17 protein-coding genes and 1 pseudogene are annotated in these 20,145 nt (G+C 65.6%); 10 read left to right on the top strand and 8 right to left on the bottom strand.

Features of this window, described 5'->3' with window-relative positions:
• Positions 1-641 precede the first annotated feature (641 nt).
• The 3 genes from ACQP2D_RS20180 to ACQP2D_RS20170 all read right to left on the bottom strand — a co-directional run bounded on the left by ACQP2D_RS20180 (position 642) and on the right by ACQP2D_RS20170 (position 3,666).
• A complete protein-coding gene (locus tag ACQP2D_RS20180; RefSeq protein ID WP_433685258.1) occupies positions 642-2,021 on the bottom strand; it encodes an MFS transporter in 1,380 nt (459 codons plus the stop codon).
• A complete protein-coding gene (locus ACQP2D_RS20175; protein ID WP_433685257.1) occupies positions 2,018-3,142 on the bottom strand; it encodes a PLP-dependent cysteine synthase family protein in 1,125 nt (374 codons plus the stop codon). Before ACQP2D_RS20175 ends, ACQP2D_RS20180 begins: the two co-directional genes overlap by 4 nt.
• A gap of 101 nt (positions 3,143-3,243) precedes the next feature.
• Positions 3,244-3,666 carry a hypothetical protein gene (locus tag ACQP2D_RS20170; RefSeq protein ID WP_433685256.1) on the bottom strand — a complete coding sequence of 141 codons (423 nt, stop codon included), beginning with the start codon at positions 3,664-3,666 and terminating at the stop codon, positions 3,244-3,246.
• A gap of 407 nt (positions 3,667-4,073) precedes the next feature.
• Between ACQP2D_RS20170 and ACQP2D_RS20165 the strand changes: the two genes are divergently transcribed.
• The 5 genes and pseudogenes from ACQP2D_RS20165 to ACQP2D_RS20145 all read left to right on the top strand — a co-directional run.
• Complete coding sequence (locus tag ACQP2D_RS20165) at positions 4,074-4,934, top strand: hypothetical protein (protein WP_433685255.1); 861 nt, start codon at positions 4,074-4,076, stop codon at positions 4,932-4,934.
• A gap of 69 nt (positions 4,935-5,003) precedes the next feature.
• The gene (locus ACQP2D_RS20160) at positions 5,004-5,249 is read left to right on the top strand and encodes a hypothetical protein (protein WP_433685254.1); all 246 of its coding nucleotides are present in this window, start codon (positions 5,004-5,006) and stop codon (positions 5,247-5,249) included.
• 124 nt (positions 5,250-5,373) lie between these two features.
• Positions 5,374-5,712 carry a metalloregulator ArsR/SmtB family transcription factor gene (locus tag ACQP2D_RS20155; RefSeq protein WP_433685253.1) on the top strand — a complete coding sequence of 113 codons (339 nt, stop codon included), beginning with the start codon at positions 5,374-5,376 and terminating at the stop codon, positions 5,710-5,712.
• On the top strand, positions 5,709-6,467 hold the full coding sequence (locus tag ACQP2D_RS20150) for a DUF2071 domain-containing protein (RefSeq protein ID WP_433685252.1): 759 nt from the start codon (positions 5,709-5,711) through the stop codon (positions 6,465-6,467). The genes ACQP2D_RS20155 and ACQP2D_RS20150 overlap by 4 nt, the downstream gene beginning before the upstream one ends.
• Positions 6,439-6,719 (top strand): annotated as a pseudogene (locus ACQP2D_RS20145) (hypothetical protein); the annotation flags it as partial. The gene ACQP2D_RS20150 and the pseudogene ACQP2D_RS20145, both read left to right, overlap by 29 nt.
• Before the next feature lie 108 nt (positions 6,720-6,827).
• Here ACQP2D_RS20145 and ACQP2D_RS20140 read toward each other — a convergent pair.
• Genes ACQP2D_RS20140 through ACQP2D_RS20130 form a run of 3 tightly spaced genes read right to left on the bottom strand, consistent with a single transcriptional unit; the run spans position 6,828 to position 9,241 of the window.
• The gene (locus tag ACQP2D_RS20140; RefSeq protein ID WP_433685251.1) at positions 6,828-7,523 is read right to left on the bottom strand and encodes an NAD(P)-dependent oxidoreductase; all 696 of its coding nucleotides are present in this window, start codon (positions 7,521-7,523) and stop codon (positions 6,828-6,830) included.
• Positions 7,524-7,541: 18 nt separating this feature from the next.
• On the bottom strand, positions 7,542-8,135 hold the full coding sequence (locus ACQP2D_RS20135) for an NADPH-dependent FMN reductase (RefSeq protein WP_433685250.1): 594 nt from the start codon (positions 8,133-8,135) through the stop codon (positions 7,542-7,544).
• A gap of 26 nt (positions 8,136-8,161) precedes the next feature.
• Positions 8,162-9,241, bottom strand: coding sequence for an NAD(P)/FAD-dependent oxidoreductase (locus ACQP2D_RS20130; RefSeq protein WP_433685249.1), 1,080 nt, complete (start codon positions 9,239-9,241; stop codon positions 8,162-8,164).
• 170 nt (positions 9,242-9,411) lie between these two features.
• Between ACQP2D_RS20130 and ACQP2D_RS20125 the strand changes: the two genes are divergently transcribed.
• From ACQP2D_RS20125 to ACQP2D_RS20105, 5 genes are all read left to right on the top strand, one after another.
• Positions 9,412-10,344 (top strand): RNA polymerase sigma-70 factor, encoded by a 933-nt coding sequence (locus ACQP2D_RS20125; RefSeq protein ID WP_433685248.1) that lies wholly within the window; start codon positions 9,412-9,414, stop codon positions 10,342-10,344.
• 158 nt (positions 10,345-10,502) lie between these two features.
• The gene (locus ACQP2D_RS20120) at positions 10,503-12,341 is read left to right on the top strand and encodes a S8 family peptidase (protein WP_433685247.1); all 1,839 of its coding nucleotides are present in this window, start codon (positions 10,503-10,505) and stop codon (positions 12,339-12,341) included.
• Between the two features lie 25 nt (positions 12,342-12,366).
• Positions 12,367-13,725, top strand: a complete 1,359-nt coding sequence (locus tag ACQP2D_RS20115) for a serine-threonine protein kinase (protein WP_433685246.1) — start codon at positions 12,367-12,369, stop codon at positions 13,723-13,725.
• Positions 13,726-13,789: 64 nt separating this feature from the next.
• Positions 13,790-16,087 (top strand): serine/threonine-protein kinase, encoded by a 2,298-nt coding sequence (locus ACQP2D_RS20110; protein WP_433685245.1) that lies wholly within the window; start codon positions 13,790-13,792, stop codon positions 16,085-16,087.
• 109 nt (positions 16,088-16,196) lie between these two features.
• Positions 16,197-16,559 (top strand): MmcQ/YjbR family DNA-binding protein, encoded by a 363-nt coding sequence (locus tag ACQP2D_RS20105; protein ID WP_433685244.1) that lies wholly within the window; start codon positions 16,197-16,199, stop codon positions 16,557-16,559.
• 34 nt (positions 16,560-16,593) lie between these two features.
• Here ACQP2D_RS20105 and ACQP2D_RS20100 read toward each other — a convergent pair whose 3' ends face one another.
• Both ACQP2D_RS20100 and ACQP2D_RS20095 read right to left on the bottom strand, forming a co-directional pair.
• On the bottom strand, positions 16,594-18,303 hold the full coding sequence (locus ACQP2D_RS20100) for an ABC transporter ATP-binding protein (RefSeq protein WP_433685243.1): 1,710 nt from the start codon (positions 18,301-18,303) through the stop codon (positions 16,594-16,596).
• Positions 18,300-20,138: an ABC transporter ATP-binding protein gene (locus ACQP2D_RS20095; RefSeq protein ID WP_433685242.1), complete on the bottom strand. Its 1,839-nt coding sequence runs from the start codon at positions 20,136-20,138 to the stop codon at positions 18,300-18,302. Before ACQP2D_RS20095 ends, ACQP2D_RS20100 begins: the two co-directional genes overlap by 4 nt.
• Positions 20,139-20,145 lie beyond the last annotated feature (7 nt).

Genomic DNA, 20,145 nt, shown 5'->3' with positions numbered 1-20,145 from the left:
ATGTTGCACGGCGCATACCTGCTCTATCGACAAATCTCAGGCTGACGCTGGTCACGGCAGTTGCTACTGGATCGGGCCCAGACTGCGATGCTTCGCCAAGCCTTACAGTCCCTTAGGTTGAACCAGCAATCCGAGAAACCCTTCAGTAGCGCACCAGTTGCCCGGCGCGACACCCATCGAATCGGGCGAGTCTTCGCTCCGGTCTCCCCGGTTGCGCTTCGCCGTCGGAACCATGACCTCCGATGCGGCGAAGAGTTCCCTGCGTCGAGCGATGTGGTGATGCCGCGAGACGCGGTATGCATGTCGGACCGCTGGTGGGCAGTGCGATCAGCGCTGACCCAGCAGAATCCAGAGCCAGCGGGCGTAGAAATAGCCCTGTCCGGTCGGTCGGTTGCTGTCGAGGTGCTGGGAGATTTCGGCTGTTGCCGCTGGGATGGCTCTGGACAACACCAATCGGGTGTCCCCGAGTTCCTCGTGAACGACTGGGACTGCAGTGGTGCAGGATCGTCGTCGCCATGATTCCGGTGGCCCGAGCCGAGATCGCACTGCTGGGCAGCCGCGGCCCCGGCTCGGGCGCCGCTCGTGTGACTACTTGGCCGAGAACGTGTTCCGGCCATGGTCGGCGTCTGTCGCGGAGTCGCTCAGCGGCGACCCGTTGGTGTCGGTCCGGGTGATATTCGGCGTCCGATGTCTTCCGATGCTCCGTCGATCGGCGCTCGGCCCGCTTTTCCCGGCTGCTCGGGCAGATGACGACCCCCGCCGGATGGCCGCGAATACGCGGTGCCCGCCGCAACTGAGTGTGCGGGCTGGGCTCGATCGAGACGGTGCAATGCGAACGCGGCGAGCGCGCCGATCACGATGAGCCCCAACCACACTGCCCAATCGACTCCGGCGCCGCGGGCGGCACCGACTACGGCGCCCGTTGCCAAATTGCCCGCCAGAATGCCGACGCCGACCACCGTGTTGTAGAACCCGTAATGGGTTGCCACGAGTTTCCCGTTGGCCAGGGATACGACGGTGTCCATCTCGAACGGGAATACCGCCGCGGTGCCGACCGCCAGCAAGGCCGCGGATATCAGCAGTGCCGCCACGGCCGCGCCGACGCCGAAGCGCCCAGGCCCCGGAATGATCACCAGGGGTAGGAATGACACGGAGAGTATGCCCATCCCGACGACCAGGCTGCGTCCTGTCCCCCACCTTTCACGGAACCAGGCGGTGACCCTTAGCTGACCGGCGACCGCGACCACCCCGGACACCACGAACAGTGCCGATACCAGGATCTGCGCCCGCGCGCCCGCGATGAACTCCGCCTGCAGCGGCAGCGCCAGATAGACCTGGAACGACAGGACATACGAGCCGATCATCGCGACCGCGAAGGCGAGGAACCGACGGTTCACGACCACGGCCCGCCAGTCGTCGAGAACCGATGACGTCGCGTCGGCGAGTTCCGCCCGTCGAGTCGGCAGCGCGCACAACTGCGCCACCGTCAGCGCCGCGAATACGAGCGCGGCGGCACCCGCGGTGATCCGGAAATCGGCCGCCATCAGTGCGAGCCCCACCAGTGGTCCGGCCAGGATGCCCGCTTGATAGAAGATGTTGAACACGGCGAATGCCTCCACCCGCCGCTCCCCGGTATCGGCCGCGAGGTAGGCGCGCACCGCCGGGTTGAACAGGGCGCCCGCGAAACCTGTTGCCGCCGAGGCGATCAGTAGACCCGGCAGGGAGGTCGCGAAGACCAGTAGTGCGAAACCGCCGGTGCGCAGCAGACATCCGGCCACGATCAGCGGTTTGTAGCCGAGCCGGTCGGCCAGCGTGCCACCGATCAGGAACATGCCCTGCTGCGAGAAGTTGCGCACACCCAGCACCAGACCGACGGCCCAAGCCGCCAAGCCGAGCGGACCCGCCAGATATCCGGCCAAATACGGCATCAACATGTAGAAGCCGAGGTTGATGCCGAACTGGTTGACCATCAACAAACGTGCTGGGAGGTCGAAGCTGCGGAACTTTCCGAATACCGTCATTGGGCTGCCCCTCGATCCGATGCCCGTTCGCGAGGGTCGACAACTGTGCCGCAGCGGGTCCAGGCGGTCACGACCCGTTCGCCCGGATGCGTGAGGGTGTCGGGGTCGATCGGCGGCTCGGCATCGAGCAGTCCGTGCTCGGTGCAGTAGGTGTCGCTGTAGACCGTGTCGAAATAGCGTTGCGGGCCATCGGGAAATACGGCCGCGATCCGGGCGTCGGCGTCGTGGGTGCGCGCTGCCCAGCCCGCGACCAGCGCCACCGCGCCGACACTCCAGCCGCCGGTGGCATAGTGCGTCGCGGCTAGCGTGCGGCATGCCCACACCGCCTCCGACGGTGCGACCCAATGGATTTCGTCGAACGCGCCATAGTCGACATTTGCCGGGTAGATGCTCGACCCGAGACCCCGCATCAGCCGTGGTCCCGCCGGTTGGCCGAAGATCGTGGAGGCCACGGTGTCCACGCCGATGAGCCTCGAGTCGGGGTTGAACCGCCGCAGCACCCTCGCGACCCCGGCCGAATGCCCGCCGGTGCCCACCGCGCACACCAGAACATCCACTGTCCCGAGTTGTTCCACCAGTTCGAGCGCCAACGGTTCGTAGCCGTCGACATTGTCGGGGTTGTTGTACTGGTCCGGGCACCATGCCCCGGATTCCTCGGCCAGCAACTCGGCGACCCGATCCCGACGTGCTTGTTGCCAACCGCCGTTCGGGTGCGGCTGCGCGACGAGATCTACGCGCGCACCATAGGCGGCGAGCATCTGGGCGACGATGGGCTCCAAGCCCGGATCGGTCACCACCGTGACCGGATGGTGGTACACCATGCCTGCCAGCGCCAAACCCAAACCCAGTGTGCCGCTGGATGATTCAATGATTCGCGCGCCGGCTTGGAGCTCACCGCGCGCTTCGGCTCGCCGCACCATGTGCAGGGCGGGGCGGTCCTTCATGCCGCCGGGATTGAATCCTTCGAGCTTGGCCCAGAAACCCCGACCGGCGGGTGCCAGCGGGGCGCCGACCCACAGCACCGGGGTGTTGCCGACCAGCGCGCGGGCCTGTCGGGCAGCGCCCGGTGCCGGAATCAGTGCCGGAGGCACCTCGGGCCGGTCGAGCACGATCTTGTTCATGACTGTCGCTTCCTGTATCGAGACCGCCATGCGGCGGTGCGGACGTTGAACGGCAGCGAACACCGGCCGACGACACGCAACGTCGGCCTGGCGCTGACCGATCAGCGTCGGGCGATACAGAACCGTTCGAGAATGCCCCGACCAGCAGCGGCGGGCGGGGATACCGGCGGACCGCGCACACCTCCGGCGAGCGTCGAGTAAATGGCTGCGGCAGCGATGGCCACGACCGCGATCAAGGCGAGTAGGCGCAGCGCCGCGAAGTTCTCGGCCGCACCTGTCCGTACCGATTTCACGATGCAATGGGTGAGATGCACGCCGCAGGAGTCGTGCGAAGCGTCGATGACCACATGAGCGGAATCGCCGAGGGCCGCAGTGAGAATGTCCCCCGGCGCCATCTGGCCATGAGCATCGGAGTGCTCGTGGTCGTCCGTGTAGGCGCAGTGGACCATCGGCGCCACGAGCAGCAACGCGATGAGCACCGCTACCGCGGAGCCACCGTGCCGCAACCGCCCGATGAGGTTCACAGTGAGCCAACTATAGCGACTGTCGGGCAACCAACGGTGTTACCGCGGATCGCGGCATCGGGTGTGTGGGATCGGCGACCCGATGGCGCGCACCGGATACCGCGAATCATCGACAGCTTGGTGCAAGTCATCGAAATCCTTCCGATGGTGTGCGAGTCGGCGTACCGCGACACTCCCCGACATCCCTCGTCGACAACGACCTTCGTCCTTCCAATCCCTTGGCCGCGAAAAACTTTCGGCTCACGCGTGCGGCGACGACGCTCCTTCGACATTCACTGGAAGTAACCTACTACCTCCGTACGTACTTAGTTGCAGTGCGACGCATCACATCCGTCGCCCTTGCGACTATACCCCCTAGGGGTATAGCTTTCTCGGCGTCGAACGAACAAGATCGAGAGGCCGAAGCGATGACCACCCAGACTCACACCGATCACCACGGCGCGCACGCCGCTCATGCCGGGAACCACGACCACACCGCCCATACCGGGCATGCGGCTCCGGCTGCCCACGCTGACCATGCTGGGCACCACGACCATGTCGGACATGGCGGCGGACTCCCGGGCGGACTTCAGATCACCCAGGACGGCTACCAGCTGCAACTCGCGGACCCGATCATCGGGACGGGGGAAATCGACTTCCGGTTCCGGATCCTCGGACCGGACGGCAAGCCGGTCACCGACTTCACCGCCATCCACGACCGCGACCTCCATCTGATCGTGGCCCAGCGCGAGCTGACCGGGTTCTGGCACGTGCACCCCCAGCTCACTGCCGACGGGACCTGGACCGTGCGCTTGAATCTCCCGGGGGCGGGCGCCTATCGCGTCTTCACCGATATCGCCCCGCGAGCCCTCGGCAAGACCATCACTCTCGGCGCGGACCTCGCCGTCGCGGGCGCATACGAACCGCGCCCTACCCCAGAGGCAACGCGCACCGCGATCGTGGACGGATACGAGGTCACCCTCGACGGCGAACTGGTCCCGGGTGCGGGCCGACTGCTCACCCTCACCGTCCACAAGGATGGTGAACCGGTCACCGACCTGCAGCCCTACCTGGCCGCCTACGGTCATTTGGTGATCCTGCGCGCTGGCGATCTGGCCTACGTCCACGTCCACCCGAATGGTGAACCCGGTGACGGGGTGACCGCGCCCGGACCGGATATCACGTTCCATACCGCCGTGCCGGGCCCCGGAACCTACCGTCTGTTCCTGGATTTCAAGCACGGCGAGGTCGTCCGTACCGCCGCCTTCACGCTGCCGACGACTGCCTGATCGCTGAAATCTGTTGAGCGGGTGGATCTTCCATCCGATCGCCGCTTGTCCCGGAGAGCAGTGGGGCCTGTGACTCCTCCATCGACCGCCGCCCGCCTTGCCCAGCAGGCCGCGCGAATGGACGCCACGATGACCGCGGCGGTGGCCGGGCCGACCTCCGCGGTTCCAGCGATGACACCGGAGTCGGTGGTGGCCGCGCTCGAGGCGGCGGTGCCGATCCCGGTTCGTGGCGCGGCCTGGTTCCTCGAGGAGCTATCAGCTCACCTCGCCACCCGGATGCACTCCTTTCCGGCGAACCACGTTGTCCGCCAGTAATTGTGAGGCTCACCCACGTGCTGCACTGCTGGTTGCCTGTCATGCAACAGGCGACCGTTGTCGCTGGGGTGCCGGAGTCCTCTCTAACTGTTTCGCTATTTAGCTATAGTGCTAAATTGTAAACATGAGCGAACTCGCCCCTGAGGAGGAAGCCAGTGTGTTCCGCGCGCTGGCCGACTCGACGCGCCGGCAGATCCTGGAGGATCTCCGCTCTGGCGAGTTGACCGCGGGTGATATTGCCGCGAGGTTTCCGATCAGTGGTCCTTCGATCTCCCGACATTTGGGCGTACTCAAGGCAGCCGGGCTCGTCCGAGAGCGACGAGTCGCCAATCGGATCTTCTATTCGCTTATCGAGGAACGGCTGGCGTTGTGTGTCGGCAGGTTCCTGAGCGCGATCTGCCCAGAACAGGTCGTCGTCAGGCAGCGCAGACTGCGAACCACGAAGAACAGGGGTGACGAATGAGACCTCCGCGGATGTCCAGCGTCGTCGAGCGACGTCTTCTTGTGAACTACCGAGTTGACCCCAAGGCTGCCGCGAGCTTGGTGCCGCCGCCGATGCGACCTCAACTGGTTGGCGGTTGGGCGGTTGCCGGCATCTGCTTGATCCGCCTCGGACAGTTTCGGCCCAGTTGGCTACCCGGCTGGGTCGGGCTGCGCAGCGAGAACGCGGCACATCGCATCGCGGTTGAGTGGGATGGTCCGCAGGGACGCTCAACTGGTGTGTACATCGCGCGTCGCGACAGCGGCTCGGTGATCAACGTCCTTGCCGGTGGCCGACTGTTTCCGGGTGAGCACAGTTTGGCGCGGTTCGACGTGCGGGAGACGGCGAAGGACCTGCATGTGGCCTTCGCCAGTCGTGACGAGATGATCTCGGTGAGCGTGGACGTCCGGACCGCCGAGCGGTTCCAGGGAAGCGAACTGTTCGCCGATCTGGCGCAGGCATCGGACTTCTTTCGGCGTGGCTCGGCCGGATTCTCGGCCACGCGCGGCGGTCAATGCCTCGATGGGCTCGAACTCGGAACGGACTCGTGGCACGTGGAGCCGGTCGATATCCGCTCGATTCGGTCCACGGTCTTCGACGACCGCGACCGGTTCCCGCCGGGCAGCGCGGTGCTCGACTGCGCCTTGCTGATGCGCGAGGTGCCAGTGACCTGGCGCCCCCTTCGACCTCTGCGGGTCGTTGCCGACTCTGCAACAGCAGGGAACAGCGCACGCTAGGAATAGCACTCCTCCACCAGTAAAACTGTTCACCGCTCAGGTGTCGGCTCTGTTCGGCACCGGGCTCACCACCGTCGCACTCGGGCTGCTCGCCTACGAACTCGCCGGGCCGGACGTGGCGGCCGTCCTCGGCATCGCGCTGACCATCAAGATGCTCGTCTACGTGACAGTCGCGCCGGTCGTGGCCGCCACTGCCGACCGACTCCCCTGATCTTCCTGGTGGCGCTCAACGTCATCCGAGCCGCTGTCGTGCAGCGTAGCGATCGACACTGCTCGAGGCGAGATGCGGAGCGGGCACCGAAAACCGGTTGCCCGCTTCATCATTGCGTTCCGTCGAAAAGGCGTGCGCACCCGATCGGCTCAGTGCTTGGCGAGTGCTTCGCCACGGATCCACTGGAACAAGGTGGGGTTGTCGGAGGTGGTGATGACGCCGACGGTGGTGCGGACGTAGCGGTCTTCGTTCAGCATGGCCAACATGCTCGCGGCCAGGTCCACACGAGCGGTGAACCTGCCGTCGGCGTGGCCCTCGACGACGGTGTAGTCGGTGACCGAGGGCAGGTGATAGAGCCCGCTCGGGCGCACGATCGTCCAGTCCAGATCGCTGGCGCGGATCAGTGTTTCCATCCGCCGCATATCGTCGTACAGCGTCTTACCCACCACACCCGTCACATAGGGCAGCAATACGCGGTTGAACAGGAACCCTCCATCGGAATACGGCTGCGGTTCGACGGCGCCCGAGCTGACGACGACGAGCCGACGCACCCGATGTCGTTCCATGGCCGCGACAATATTGGCCGCACCACGCGAATAGGTCGTGATCGGTTCCTTTCCGGCGGGCACCCCGAGCGCCGACAGCACCGCATCCCGCTCCGCGACCGCGGCGTCGACGGCCACCGGATCGAACACATCGGCACCGACTACCTCGAGCCGATCATGGTGCAGCGGAAACGATTCCGGCTGCCGGGTAACCGCGGTGACCTGATGTCCGGCGGTGAGTGCCCGGCCGGTGAGCAGGCGGCCGGTGGGACCATTGGCTCCGAAGACCGTGATACGCATGACAACTGTCCTCTCTCGTTATTGCGCCTGCTGGGACACGGCCAGGGCAGGCACACGCAGTGGACCGAGTGCCCGCGCCCACGCCAGCAACTCGTCGACCAGCCCGTGCACCTGCGCCACGTGCAGCTCCCGCGGCCGAAAATCGGTGGAATTCACGAAGTCCTCACGCAGGGTCAGCGCCACTTGCGGCCCGATATCCGCCATTCGCAGCACGCCCGCCTGCGCACGCAGCTTCTGCACCGCCATGACCGCGCCGTGGATGCCGTAACCCACGTAGGCGACGGGCTTACCGGCCCACTCGCTGTGCAGGTAGTCGATAGCGTTGCCGAGTGAGGCGGGCGGAGCGGTGTTGTACTCGGGCGTAACGAAGATGTAGGCGTCGTACGAGCCGATCCGCTCGGCCCACCGCCGGGTGTGCGGCTGCTGGCCCGGCGCCCTGCCCGCCGGGATCGGCTCGTCCAGCAGTGGCAGCTGGTAGTCCTTCAGGTCCACCAGCTCGAACTCCGCGGCGTCGCAGGCATGTTCGGCCGCCAGCTCCTGTACCCATTGGGCCACCCGGTCACCGTTGCGGCCGGGCCGGGTACTGCCGATGATGATGCCGATCTCGAGCATGTTCGATCCTCCTGTGGTGCTGTTCATCAGAAGCTGGAAACGCCTGCGCGGGCGGTGGCGAACGCGCTGTGGGTCACCATTTCCTTGAGTGCGACCGCGGGCCGTCCGGCGAGGTAGATGCGCCGGACGGTGTCGTCGGCATGGGTGAACTGGGCCACCGCGTCCTTCCTGCCCAGCGAGAAGCCACGGGTGAAATACGGCAGGGAATGCGGCTTGGGCTTGCGGCCTTTGCGCAGGCGAGCGAAATTGTCGGCCGCGTGAATGCCTTGCGGCAGTGCGGTATAACAGGCGAAGCGCGCTCCGGGCACGGCCGCGCAGTCGCCGACGGCGAAGATCCGCTCATCGCTGACGCTGCGCAGGAACTCATCGACGACGGCACGACCGCGCGCATCGACCGCGAGACCACTGCGCGCCGCGAGGTCGGGGACACCTGACACGATCGCCCACAGCGTCAGATCGGAGGCCAGCTCCGAACCCGACCGCAGCCGCACGCTACCGTCGAACTGCCCTGCGCCCGAACCGATTTCGGCCACCTCATCGTCGACGATCTCGACCGTGAGCCGTTCCAAGCCGGAACGAACCCGCCCGTACGCGCCTTCGGAAAGGCCGCCGCCCACCGAGGAACCGACCAGCCGCACCCGCACATCCGGTCTGGCCTCGGCTATTTCGGCCGCCGTCTCGATGCCCGTCGGACCACCCCCGATGACGGTGACCTGGCCGCCCGCGGGCAGGTCGGCCAGCGCCGCGCGAGCTTGTTGCGCGCCTTCCCACGAGCCCACCGGGACCGTTCCCGGCATCGGCACAACGGTGCTGCCCACGGCCAGGAAGGCGTAGTCGAAGTCGATTCGCGCACCGTCGGTGAGGGCGATGGCACCGTCGCCGATCTTGTCGGCGGTGCCGACCCGTGTTCTGATGCCTTCCCGCAGCACCTCTGCCAGGGGCGTGGCCGCCGAGTATGTTCCCGCGATCTGCTGGTGCAGCCGTACCCGCTCCACGAAGTCCGGGCGCGGGTTGATCACCGTGATCTCGGCATCCTTCACCTTCTTGGCGACCCGGTTCGCCACGAGCGTGCCCGAGTAGCCGCTGCCCACTATCAACACCTGCATGTCGGCCTCCTGTCTGCATAACTGGACGAACACAAGATGCCGACGGCCGCGCCGATGTGACGTCGCAGCAGCGTGACATCCGTCACCGGTCAGAGGTGTCACAAAGCGGGCGGGAGCGGCGTCTGGTGTGTGTGGCACAGTCGAGAGCGGACGACAGGCAGGAGCCGGCGATGAGCGAAGGCGAGCGAACGATTGATACGGCCGAGTCGTTGCCGCACGACCGGCCGGACCCGGCCACCGATGCGTTCCTCGCGCACCGCAAACTGCTGTTCACCGTCGCCTACGAGATGCTCGGCTCGGCCGCCGACGCCGAAGACGTGCTGCAGGAAACCTGGCTACGGTGGGCTGGAGTCGACCTGGTGACCGTGCAGGATCAGCGCGCCTACCTGGTGCGCATCACCACCCGCCAGGCCCTGAGCCGACTGCGCACCCTGGACCGGCGCAAGGAGTCCTACGTCGGCCCCTGGCTGCCCGAGCCGCTGCTCACCGCCCCCGACGTGGCCGAGGACATCGAACTGGCCGATAGCGTCTCGATGGCGATGCTGCTCGTGCTCGAGACACTCACCCCGACCGAGCGCGCGGTGTTCGTGCTGCGTGAGGTATTCGACCTGGCCTACGACGAAATCGCCGAAGCCGTCGACAAATCCCCGGTCACGGTCCGCCAGATCGCCCACCGCGCACGGGCACATGTCGCGGCCCGCCGGCCGCGCGGAGTCGTTTCCTCGGCCGAGACCCGAGACGCACTCGCGGCATTCCAGCGAGCGGTCGAGACCGGCGACATCCAGGGCCTGCTGGCGATCCTCGCGCCCGACGTGGTCGCGCTCAACGACGGTGGCGGCATCAAACAGGCCCTCCCACGCCCCATCATCGGGGCCGACCAGGTGGCTCGACTGTTCGCCATCTACTGGAACACGATCGGCGCCACTGCGACGCTGCAACCAACCCAGGTCAATGGATACCCGGCACTGATCATCCGGCTGAACGGGGAGCTCGACAGCGTGATGGCGGTGCGCATCGACGACGGACTCATCAGCGGCATCTACTCCGTGCGCAACCCGGAGAAGCTGTCGCATATGGAACGCGAAACCTCGCTGCACCGTTGAGCCCGAAACGCTGACCCGCCTGCGCGCGATGAACACGCATCCACAATGCGGGCCGCATCGCGAAATCGAGTAGTGAACTACCCGTGACCAGCAGCGATAGCGCCTGCAAGCTGAGAGCGCGGATCGCAATCCGAGCATGATGTGCGGGAGCCGGAGCCATGGGTGACATCAACGTCTGGAAGGACAGGGTGCTGTCGGTCCTCGACACTGTGCCCACGGGCAAGACGGTGAACCAGAAGAGGTTGCTGACGATGGTCGCCGCGCGATTCGCCGCCAAGTTCGAGGCGGGCGAACGCGATTCGATGGCCGGCGAGCCGATGTGGTGGGTGGCGGTTTCCGATGCCGTGAGCAAGCTGCGTGATGACGAGTTCGTCGTGCAGGGGGCGATCGAACTCACTACGCTCGGCCGGAGCCGGGCGCCCGAGGCGGTCGTCCGCGCAGCGGCCTATGTTCCGGCGCAGGCGCAGGCGAAGACGTCAGCAACCGGCACGCCGGGCAGGCCGCCGGTCGCTGGCGTGATCGCTCCACCGTTGCGCGCCCATCTCGAGACACGCAGATCCGAGCACGCCCGATCAGCCGAGATGGGTATCGCGATGCCGGTCGGGGCGGACGATCCGGTATCCGTCATGGTCGAGCTCAACGCGAGCTACGGCCGCGGCCTCAATGCCGCGTTCAACCGGCTCAAAGAGCTCTGGAAGCTTGTCGCGGCTGCTGGTGCCCCGTACCGCCTCACAGACGAGTACGCGACCGGACGGTTGACCCCGGACCAGATCGAGGGGCTCGTGTCCGCGGATGCCGTGGTGTCGGACATGTTGGCCCGGGCAATGCAACGCATCTGGCCGGACTTCGAGATCCACGGTCAGATCGACCAGTCCTTCGTGACGATCAAAGCCGAAGCCGCGCAACGATCCTTCAATGCCTATGGCGAGGGAATCGTCTGGGCCGTCGTGGATTCGGGCATAGACCAGAGCCATCCGCATTTCCTCGCCAATGCGACCGTCAGCGATCGCTCCGTGCGCGATCTGCATCGCACGTGCCCGGGAGACGGACCTCCCGTTCGTGACGGTGCGCTCGTCGATGACGAGGGGCACGGTACCCATGTCGCCGGAATCATCGCGGGCGGACTCAGCGGATGGGCGAAAAAGGTTGTCGTCACCGAGAATCGGTACAACACCGCCGACGGCGCCGAGCTGCGCAGACGCACGGTCGCCGAGCCGGCGCGCCTTTCCGGGATCGCGCCGCGGGCAAGGCTGGTGAGTCTCAAGGTGCTCGGCGCGAAGGGCAATGAAACGGCACGCGTCGGGCGGGTGATCCAAGCGCTGTCCTATGTGCGCAAGGTCAACGCGGCCAGCGATAGCGCACTCCGTATCCACGGTGTAAACCTCAGCCTCGGCTACGGATTCGATCCGGCGTGGTACGCGTGTGGGAGCAGTCCGCTGTGTATCGCGGTCGACAAGCTCGTCCGCAGTGGCGTCATCGTGGTCGTCGCGGCCGGCAACTCGGCCTACGTCAGCCTCTTCGTCGAAGACCAGAACGCGCCCAACCGGTTCAGCACCGGAATGACGATCAACGATCCGGGAAATGCCAAGCGTGCGGTCACCGTCGGTTCGACGCACCGCGACGCGCCACATACCTATGGCATCTCCTACTTCTCGTCACGCGGGCCGACCGGCGACGGGCGGATGAAGCCGGACCTGGTGGCTCCGGGCGAACGCATCACATCCGCTGCCGCGGGCAAGCTCGGTGCGGACGCCTTTCGATCATTGGGCAGACGTGAGGAAGGCGCGGCCGTGTATATCGAGCAGAGCGGCACCAGCATGGCCGCCCCACATGTGTCGGGTGCCATCGCGGCGTTCCTGTCGGTCCGGCGCGAATTCATCGGCGACCCCGAATCGGTCAAGCGGATCTTTGTCGAGTCGGCGACGCCGCTGGGGCGCGATCGCTATCTCGAAGGCGGCGGACTCGTCGATCTGATGCGAGCCCTGCAATCGGTCTGAACCCGGCGACTAAGGAGTGAGAGAAATGCCGGAATTTGTTGGCGATAAGCCACTGTGGATCGTTTCGTTCGATAAGGACGGCGATGTCGATCAGGTCGGCGCGGACGAACTCGTCGCGGGTGTGCGCGAGCGGGCGGTCACCGATCTGATGGTGTTCTCGCATGGCTGGAACAACGACCGGGGTAAGGCGGTCGATCTGTACCAGCGGTGGTTCGGAAAGCTGGACACATTGCCGACCGTCGCGACGCGCCGGATCGGGTACGTGGGCGTGGTGTGGCCGTCGGAGCGCTGGACAGACGAGCCGATCGGGGATTTCGCGCCCGCCGCGGCGCCCACCGGAGCCGCGGCAGCGGGCCGCCGGGAATCCGTTCCCGCCGGATCACCTGCGCTCGATGCCGACACCTTGCAGATGTTGAAGGCGTCCTTTCCGGATGGTGCGCAACAGCTCGATCGGATCGCGGAACTGTTGGGAACCGAAGAACCGGACGGCGGTACCTTCGACGAGCTGTTCGGACAGATGCGCGAGTTCAGCATCGCCACGTTCCCGGGAAATGCCGACAGCGAAGGCCCGGACGGCAGCGCGGACACCGGATTTCCCCCGATGCTCAGCCCGGACAACGATGCGTCGAAGGTGTTCCGGGACTTCGCGATGGAGCTGATGAGATCGGGCGTCGACCTCGATTCGGCGCAGGGTGGCGCTGCCGGAATCGGTGACTTTCTCGGGAAGGTGCTGCACGGCGCCAAAGAGGCGCTACGGACGCTGACGTACTGGCAGATGAAGAACCGCGCCGGTGTCGTCGGCGAGCAGGGCCTGGGACCGCTTCTGGGACAGCTGAATCGGGAATTCCCGAATCTGCGCATCAATCTGATCGGGCACAGCTTCGGCGCGCGGGTCGTGTCGTATGCCCTGACCGGACTGCCCGACGGCCTGGTCCCGTCGCCGGTGAAATCTGTCACGCTGCTGCAGGGTGCGTTCTCGAGCTTCGCGTTCGCGGACCCGTTGCCGTTCGATCGGAACCGCCGTGGCGGTCTGGCCGGACGATCCAGCCAGGTGGACGGGCCCGTTTCGGTCTGCTTCTCCAGCCACGACGGAGCATTGGGCAATTTCTACCCCCTTGCGTCGAAGGTCGCGGGAGACAACGCCGCGGGCGCGCACGGTGACAATCCCTGGACGGCGATGGGAGCAGTCGGAGCATTCGATGTAGCCGAGGTCGAGCTACGCGGCGTAGGTGACGACTATCCGTTCGTCGCGGGCGAGCTGGTCAATATCGATGCCTCCGATACCGTAATGAACGGCCAACCGCCGTTCGGCGCGCACAGTGACATCGTGCACGAAAACCTGGCCTGGGTTGCCGCGAAGGCAGGCAAGCTCGACACGCCGTAACCCCAGTTCGACTCCAGCGAATGAGGGGCCGCGGCGGGGTGCATCTCGGGCAAACGAGGATCCTATGGCGAACAACCCTCATAACCTGACGCGAAGCAGTAATCGAGCCGTTCGTAGCGATCCGGCGATCGCCACCCAAGCCGGACTGGCGGCGGTGGTCGCACGGTTCGCCGGCGCTTGGGATGAGCAGGACTCGGCACCGGACCTCGCCGAATACCTACCCGGACCTGCCGTATCGGAGTTCCGCAGGATCTGCCTCATCGAGTTGATCAAGGTCGATATGGTCAATCGGTGGCGGCGTGACGAGCAGCCCAAGCGGCTCGGCGACTACACCAGTGAATTTCCTGAGCTCCAGGCGATTCCGCTACCACCGGACCTGGTGTACGAAGAGCTCCACTGCCTGCGACGCAAGGGCGTGGCGATCGATTCTGCGGCATACGCGCAGACAGCCCGACCTGGACTCGACACCCGCTACCGCAGCACGCTGATCGCAAGTCCACGCGCGCACGGCGCGCTCACCCGTCTCGACATCGGCGACCGGATCGACGATTTCGACCTGCTGCTCGAGCTCGGCAGCGGTGCATTCGCCAGTGTCTTCCTGGCCCGTCAACTGTCGATGGAACGGCTTGTGGCACTGAAGATCTCCCACAATCACGGGATGGAGCCGCAGACACTGGCGCAGCTCGACCACCCCTATATCGTTCGCGTTTTCGACCAACGACTGCTGGCAGATCGCGACCTCAAACTGCTCTACATGGAGTACGTCCCCGGCGGCACCCTGCTCAGCCTTTTACAGCGCGCCGCCGACGTGTCACCGAGTCGGCGCAGCGGCCGGTTGCTGCTCGATGTCGTCGATCAGGTGTTGGGCGAGAAGGGTATTCGTCCTACCGGGTCCGAAGCTCGCCGCACCATCGCCGCCCTGTCGTGGCCGGAAACGATTGCCTGGCTCGGCCGCAGACTCGCCGAGGCCCTCGACTATGCCGCACAGCGCGGCGTGCTGCACCGAGATATCAAGCCGGCGAATGTACTGCTGACTGCCGAAGGTGTCCCGAAATTGGCGGATTTCAATATCAGCTTCAGCAACCACATTCCGGGTGCCGGTCCCGCCGCATACTTCGGCGGGTCGCTGGCCTACATGTCACCCGAGCAGCTGGAAGCATGCCATCCGTATCTACCGGGACGGGCCGAGGATCTCGACGCCCGCAGCGATATCTATGCCCTCGGTGTAATGCTGTGGGAGCTGCTGACCGGCCGAAGGCCATTCGACGACGAGACCGACGCTGGCGATTCGGCCACTTCGCTCGAACGTATGCTCGCCCTCCGGCGAGGAGGAATCGGGCACACCGCACTCGCCGACCTGCCCGCTGACTGTCCCGAGACGTTGCGCCGTGTGCTGTCGACCTGCCTCGCACCGCGGCCCGTGGACCGATGGGCATCCAGCGGCGAGCTCGCCCAACAACTGGCACTGTGCCTGGACGCCCGGGCTCGGGATCTGGTCGACCCGCCACGCGGCAGTATGCGGCAGCGACTTGCCCTGCGGCCGGTGCCGGTCGTGACGACCGCCCTCATCATCGGGCAGATGCTGGCCCTGCTCTATCTGTACGAACATAATGTGACGCTGTTGAACACGCACCTACCCGCCACGGGTAAGCCGACCTTCGCCAGGATGGTGGCGATCGTCGGCGTGAGCTTCCATCTGTTCTGCGCCGGACTCATCCTCTACCTCTCCCACAGCGTCATCACCGTGCCGTGGGGAATGCGCAAGGGCAGACGATACAGCGCGGCAAAACTGGCCAGAACGCGATCGGACACACTGGCCTGCGGTAAGCGCGCCGCGCTGATCATGTTGGTGGGATGGTCCTTGGCGCTGATCGTCCTGGGTACAACAGTGCTCATGGTGAGCGAACTGCCCGCCGGGATGCTGATCAACATCTTCGCCACCCACCTGCTGTGCGGGGCCATCGCAGCGGTATACCCGTACTTCCTCGTCAACTACCACGTGGTGCGCTGGTACTACCCGGCTCTGCTGCTCTATGGCAGAACTACCGCCACCGATGCAGAACAGCTCGGCCGATTGGCACGTCAAGCGACTCGAATGTTGCTGGCCGCCGCATTGATCCCGCCTCTCGGTGTGGCACTCGGGACGAGCTTCCTGGATCCGAGCGATCTGCGGTTGGTCATCGGCTCGATCACCGGCCTGACCGTAGGCGGGGCAGTTGCCTTCACCCTGTCGTTCGCGCTGTACCAGCCGCTGCGTGCGGATCTCGAGGCACTCGGACGATCGGTCAATGCCGAACTACCGCACCGCGCACAACCGGGCCCCGACGCCGAGAATCGAGTCATACCAACGCATCAGCGGTAGCTTTCGCCACGCGCCGACCGTTGGATGTTGTGCGCTGCTGGGATCGAGGTCAGTACCGGGGGTTATTTCTGCGGACGACGGTGTCGGAGCCGGGTGGCATCATCGGCGTATGGTCACCGTCGACGATGTGCGCGAACTGGCGCTCACCTTGCCTCGCTCCTACGAGGTGGTCGTCGCGGACCGCATCAAGTTCCGCGTCGGGCGGATCGTCTATATCGCCTTCTCCCGCGACGAATCCGTCATGGGCTTCGCCTTTCCCAAGACCGAGCGCGCGACGCTCATCGCCGCCGAACCGGAGAAGTTCCGGCTGCCACGGCCATCGGATCAGCGCTACAACTGGGTCGACTGCTGGATGGCCGCGATCGACGAATACGAGATGCGCGAATTGATCGTCGACGCCTGGCGAATGGTCGTACCAAAATTCCTGCACGACCATCCCAGTACATCCATCGCTCTACGTCGCCAGGGCTGAGAGAGCGGCGCCCGCGAATTTCGGGAGCGAACGGTCACACCGCTGGTGTCAGCGAAAGATTCCAGAAGGCGGCGTAGCGGCCATGGCGGCGCAGCAGTTCGGCGTGGCTGCCTTGCTCCACGATTCGGCCGTTGTCCAGAAAGATGATGCGATCGGCGCGTTGGACGGTCCGCAGCCGATGCGCGACCAGCACCACCGTTCGGCCCGCCATGAGGCGTTCGATGCCTTCGTGGACGGCGGCTTCGTTCACCGGGTCCAGTGCCGAGGTCACCTCGTCCAGCAATACGATGGGCGCGTTCTTCAGCAGTGCCCGCGCGATCGAAATGCGTTGGCGCTCACCACCGGACAGCAGTGCGCCGCCCTCGCCGACATCGGTCGCCCAGCCTCCGGGCAATCGCTCGATCACCTCGTCCAACCGCGCCGCGGTCGCCGCCGCCCGCACCTCGGCGTCGTCGGCGCCGGGACGGCCGAGGCGTACGTTCTCCTCGATCGTGCCGTCGAAGAGATAGACATCCTGGAAGACGATGGCGATCTGCGCCATCAGTACCTTCGTGTCGATCGCGCGCACATCGACACCGCCAACCCGCACCGCGCCCGCCTTCACGTCGTAGAACCGCGCGAGCAACTGCAGCAATGTACTCTTACCCGCACCCGACGGTCCGACAATGGCGAGCCGCTGGCCCGCTGGCACGGACAATGACACATCGTCGATCACCGTGCGGCCGCCGTGCTCGAATGCGACGGACTCGAACTCCAGGCCATGGCCGACCGGCTGGATCGGATCGGGAGCCTCCGGCAGCGGATCGGTGCGCAAGATCGTGTCGAGTCCGGCGAGCACGGAACGTGCGCCGCGCAGTTTGCCGCCGATAGCCGACAGTGACAGCAGCGGATCCGCACAGCGTGCTGCCAGCACCAGGATCGTCAAAATCTCTGCCGCGCCGATACTTCCGCTGAGCGCGAGGTAGGCGCCCAGGATCAGCAACACGGTGAACACCGCCTGCACCGTGAGCGTCAAACCCAATACGCCGGGCAGCGCCGACAGGGTGGAACGGCGGGACGCGCGCTCGAGGTCCTGCAGCGAGTCGTCGAGCAGCCGGAAGCGTTCGACGGTCCGGCCGCCCGCGCGCAGCACCGGCTGGGCCTGGAGATATTCGACGACTCGCCCGGTGGCCTCATGGTCACGTTCGGCATGCTCCGCATCGGTGGTGGCTGTCGAGCGTCTCGTCCAGATCTGGATCGCCGCCACAATCGGTGCGGCGAACAAGGCGGCCAGCCCCATCTGCCAATTGAAGGCGAGCATCACGACAACGATCGTCAAAGGGGTCACACAGGCGGAGATGAACGGTGCGAGCAGATGCGCGATAACGCTCATCGCCTGCAGGACGCCACGGCTGGCCAGTACGGACACCTCCCCCACACGGCCTGCGCTGTACCAGCCGATGGGCAATCGGGCCAGATGATCGCCGAGACGGTGGTACATACCGCGCAATAGCGTTGTCCCGACGCGGAAACCGGACAGATCGCTGCGATAGCGCAGTGCCGCGTAGACCGCGACGGCCGTACCGAACGCGATCAGCCAGGGCCGTGCATCTCCGGGACTGCGCCCGAACAGTTCCCGCAGCACCGGAACCAGCAGTGCGTAGGACAGACCCTCGGCTATCGCGGTCGTGGTCATCATGGCTACGGTGCGGCGCACCGGCCTGGCGTACTCGGGTCCCAGCACGCGCAGCAGCATTCGAATCATCGGGGCTCGTCTCCTTGCGCTATGCCAGCGGGGGTTTCGATCTCGTCGGCGACAGCCGATCGATGGGATTGCCAGAACGCGGCGAATCTTCCGTTCTGTGCGAGTAATTCGGCGGGCCTGCCGCGCTCGACGATCGACCCGTTCTCCAGCATCACGACGGTATCGGCGTCGGCGACGGTCTCCAGGCGATGGGCGATGACCAGAATTGTTCGATCCCGTTCCAGTGTCGAAAGGGCCTGGCGCACCGCCAGTTCGGTCTGCGGATCGGCGAAGGCGGTCGCCTCGTCGAGCACCAGAACGGGGGTGTCGGCGAGCAGTGCGCGTGCGATCGAGATCCGCTGTGCCTCGCCACCCGAGAGTCCGGCCTCTTCATTGATGACCGTTTCGTACCCGCGCGGCAGTTCGAGGATCCGGTCATGAATATTCGCCAGCCGGGCGACGCGAACCACGTCGTCGAGGTCGGCATGCGGTACCGCCAGTGCGATATTGTCCGCGACCGATGCGCGCAGCAGGCGAACGTCTTGGAAGACGAAGGAGACCATCCGGTACAGCTCGCGGCTGCCGATTTCGCGCAGATCGACACCGCCCAGCGCGACCGAACCGTGGGTCGGGTCGAAGAACCGCGGCAACAGCTGAACCAACGTGGATTTTCCGCTTCCCGACGGTCCGACGACCGCGGTGACCGTCCCCGGTTCGAGGACCAGATCGATCCCGCGCAGCACCTCGTGATCGGCGTCGTAGCCGAATCGAACGTCATGCAGCTCCACTCGGTGACCTTGTGGCGCAACCAGTTTCGCCGGTTCGGGGAGCGACGGCACCTCGAGTACCTCCCGGATCCGGCCGACCGCACGCCCTGCGGCCTGCATATCGTCGAAGCCGTGGCCCAGAGCCGCGACCGGAGCCGTCAGGCCCAGGCCGAGCAGTAGGAAGGGCAGCAAGTCGGCCGGTGCCATGCCGCCCGACGTGATCAGCGCCGCACCGCCGATCAGTACGACCAGCAGCACGAACGGCGGTGACAGCGCCAGCTGCATTCCCGCGGCGATCCCGGAGACACCGTGCACCCATTGGTAGAAGCTGCTAACGAAAACATCTGCGGCCGTGCGGAATTTGCGATGGGCGCGCCCGGATCCGCCGAACACCTTGACCACCGAGATACCCTGCACGAACTCGATGGCCGCATCTGAAATCCGCGCCATGGCCGCATCGAATTCCGTCTGCTCGCGCTGCCGAAGCGGGGTCATCATCAGGGGGACCAACGCCACTGCCAGCACCACCGGTATCAGCGTGATCAGCGTGAGCCGCCAGTCGACGGTGAACAAGTAGATCAGCGATACCAGCGGCACCACGAATGCGGAGACGAGTTCGCCGGGAGTGTGGGCGATGAACGGGTGCACGGCAGCCACGTCCTCCCCCACCACCTTTGCCAGCTCGCCGGTCCGGCGCTGGGAGAACCACCCGATCGGTACCCGCCCCAGCCGCTCGGCCAGTTTTCGGCGAAATGAGAGTTGTACTCGGCCGTCGAGAATATGCCCGATTCCCGATGACGCGGCTGTGCAGACCAGTCGGATGAACAAACCGACCGTACCCGTGATCACGACGATCCGGACATAGTCGTGATCGATCTGGTTGGGCGACAACAGGGTTCGACCCAATTCGACCACTGCCAGCAACGGTGCCAGACCCGCGATAGCGCCGACCACCTGCAGGATGACAACGGCGGCGAAACTCCGTAGGTAGGGTCGCAGCAGTCCCGCCAGGCTCTGTCCAGCTGCGGAATCGGCATTCGGTGGTGATGTGGAACGGCCCCTCGCCCGGGCAAGGTCGGTGGTGGTCATCGGAATC

The sequence above is a fragment of the Nocardia sp. CA-119907 genome, from assembly GCF_050955995.1.
Classification (GTDB): Bacteria; Actinomycetota; Actinomycetes; order Mycobacteriales; family Mycobacteriaceae; genus Nocardia.
Note: the sequence above shows the minus strand (reverse complement) of the source record. Positions and strands in the feature narration are given on the sequence as shown.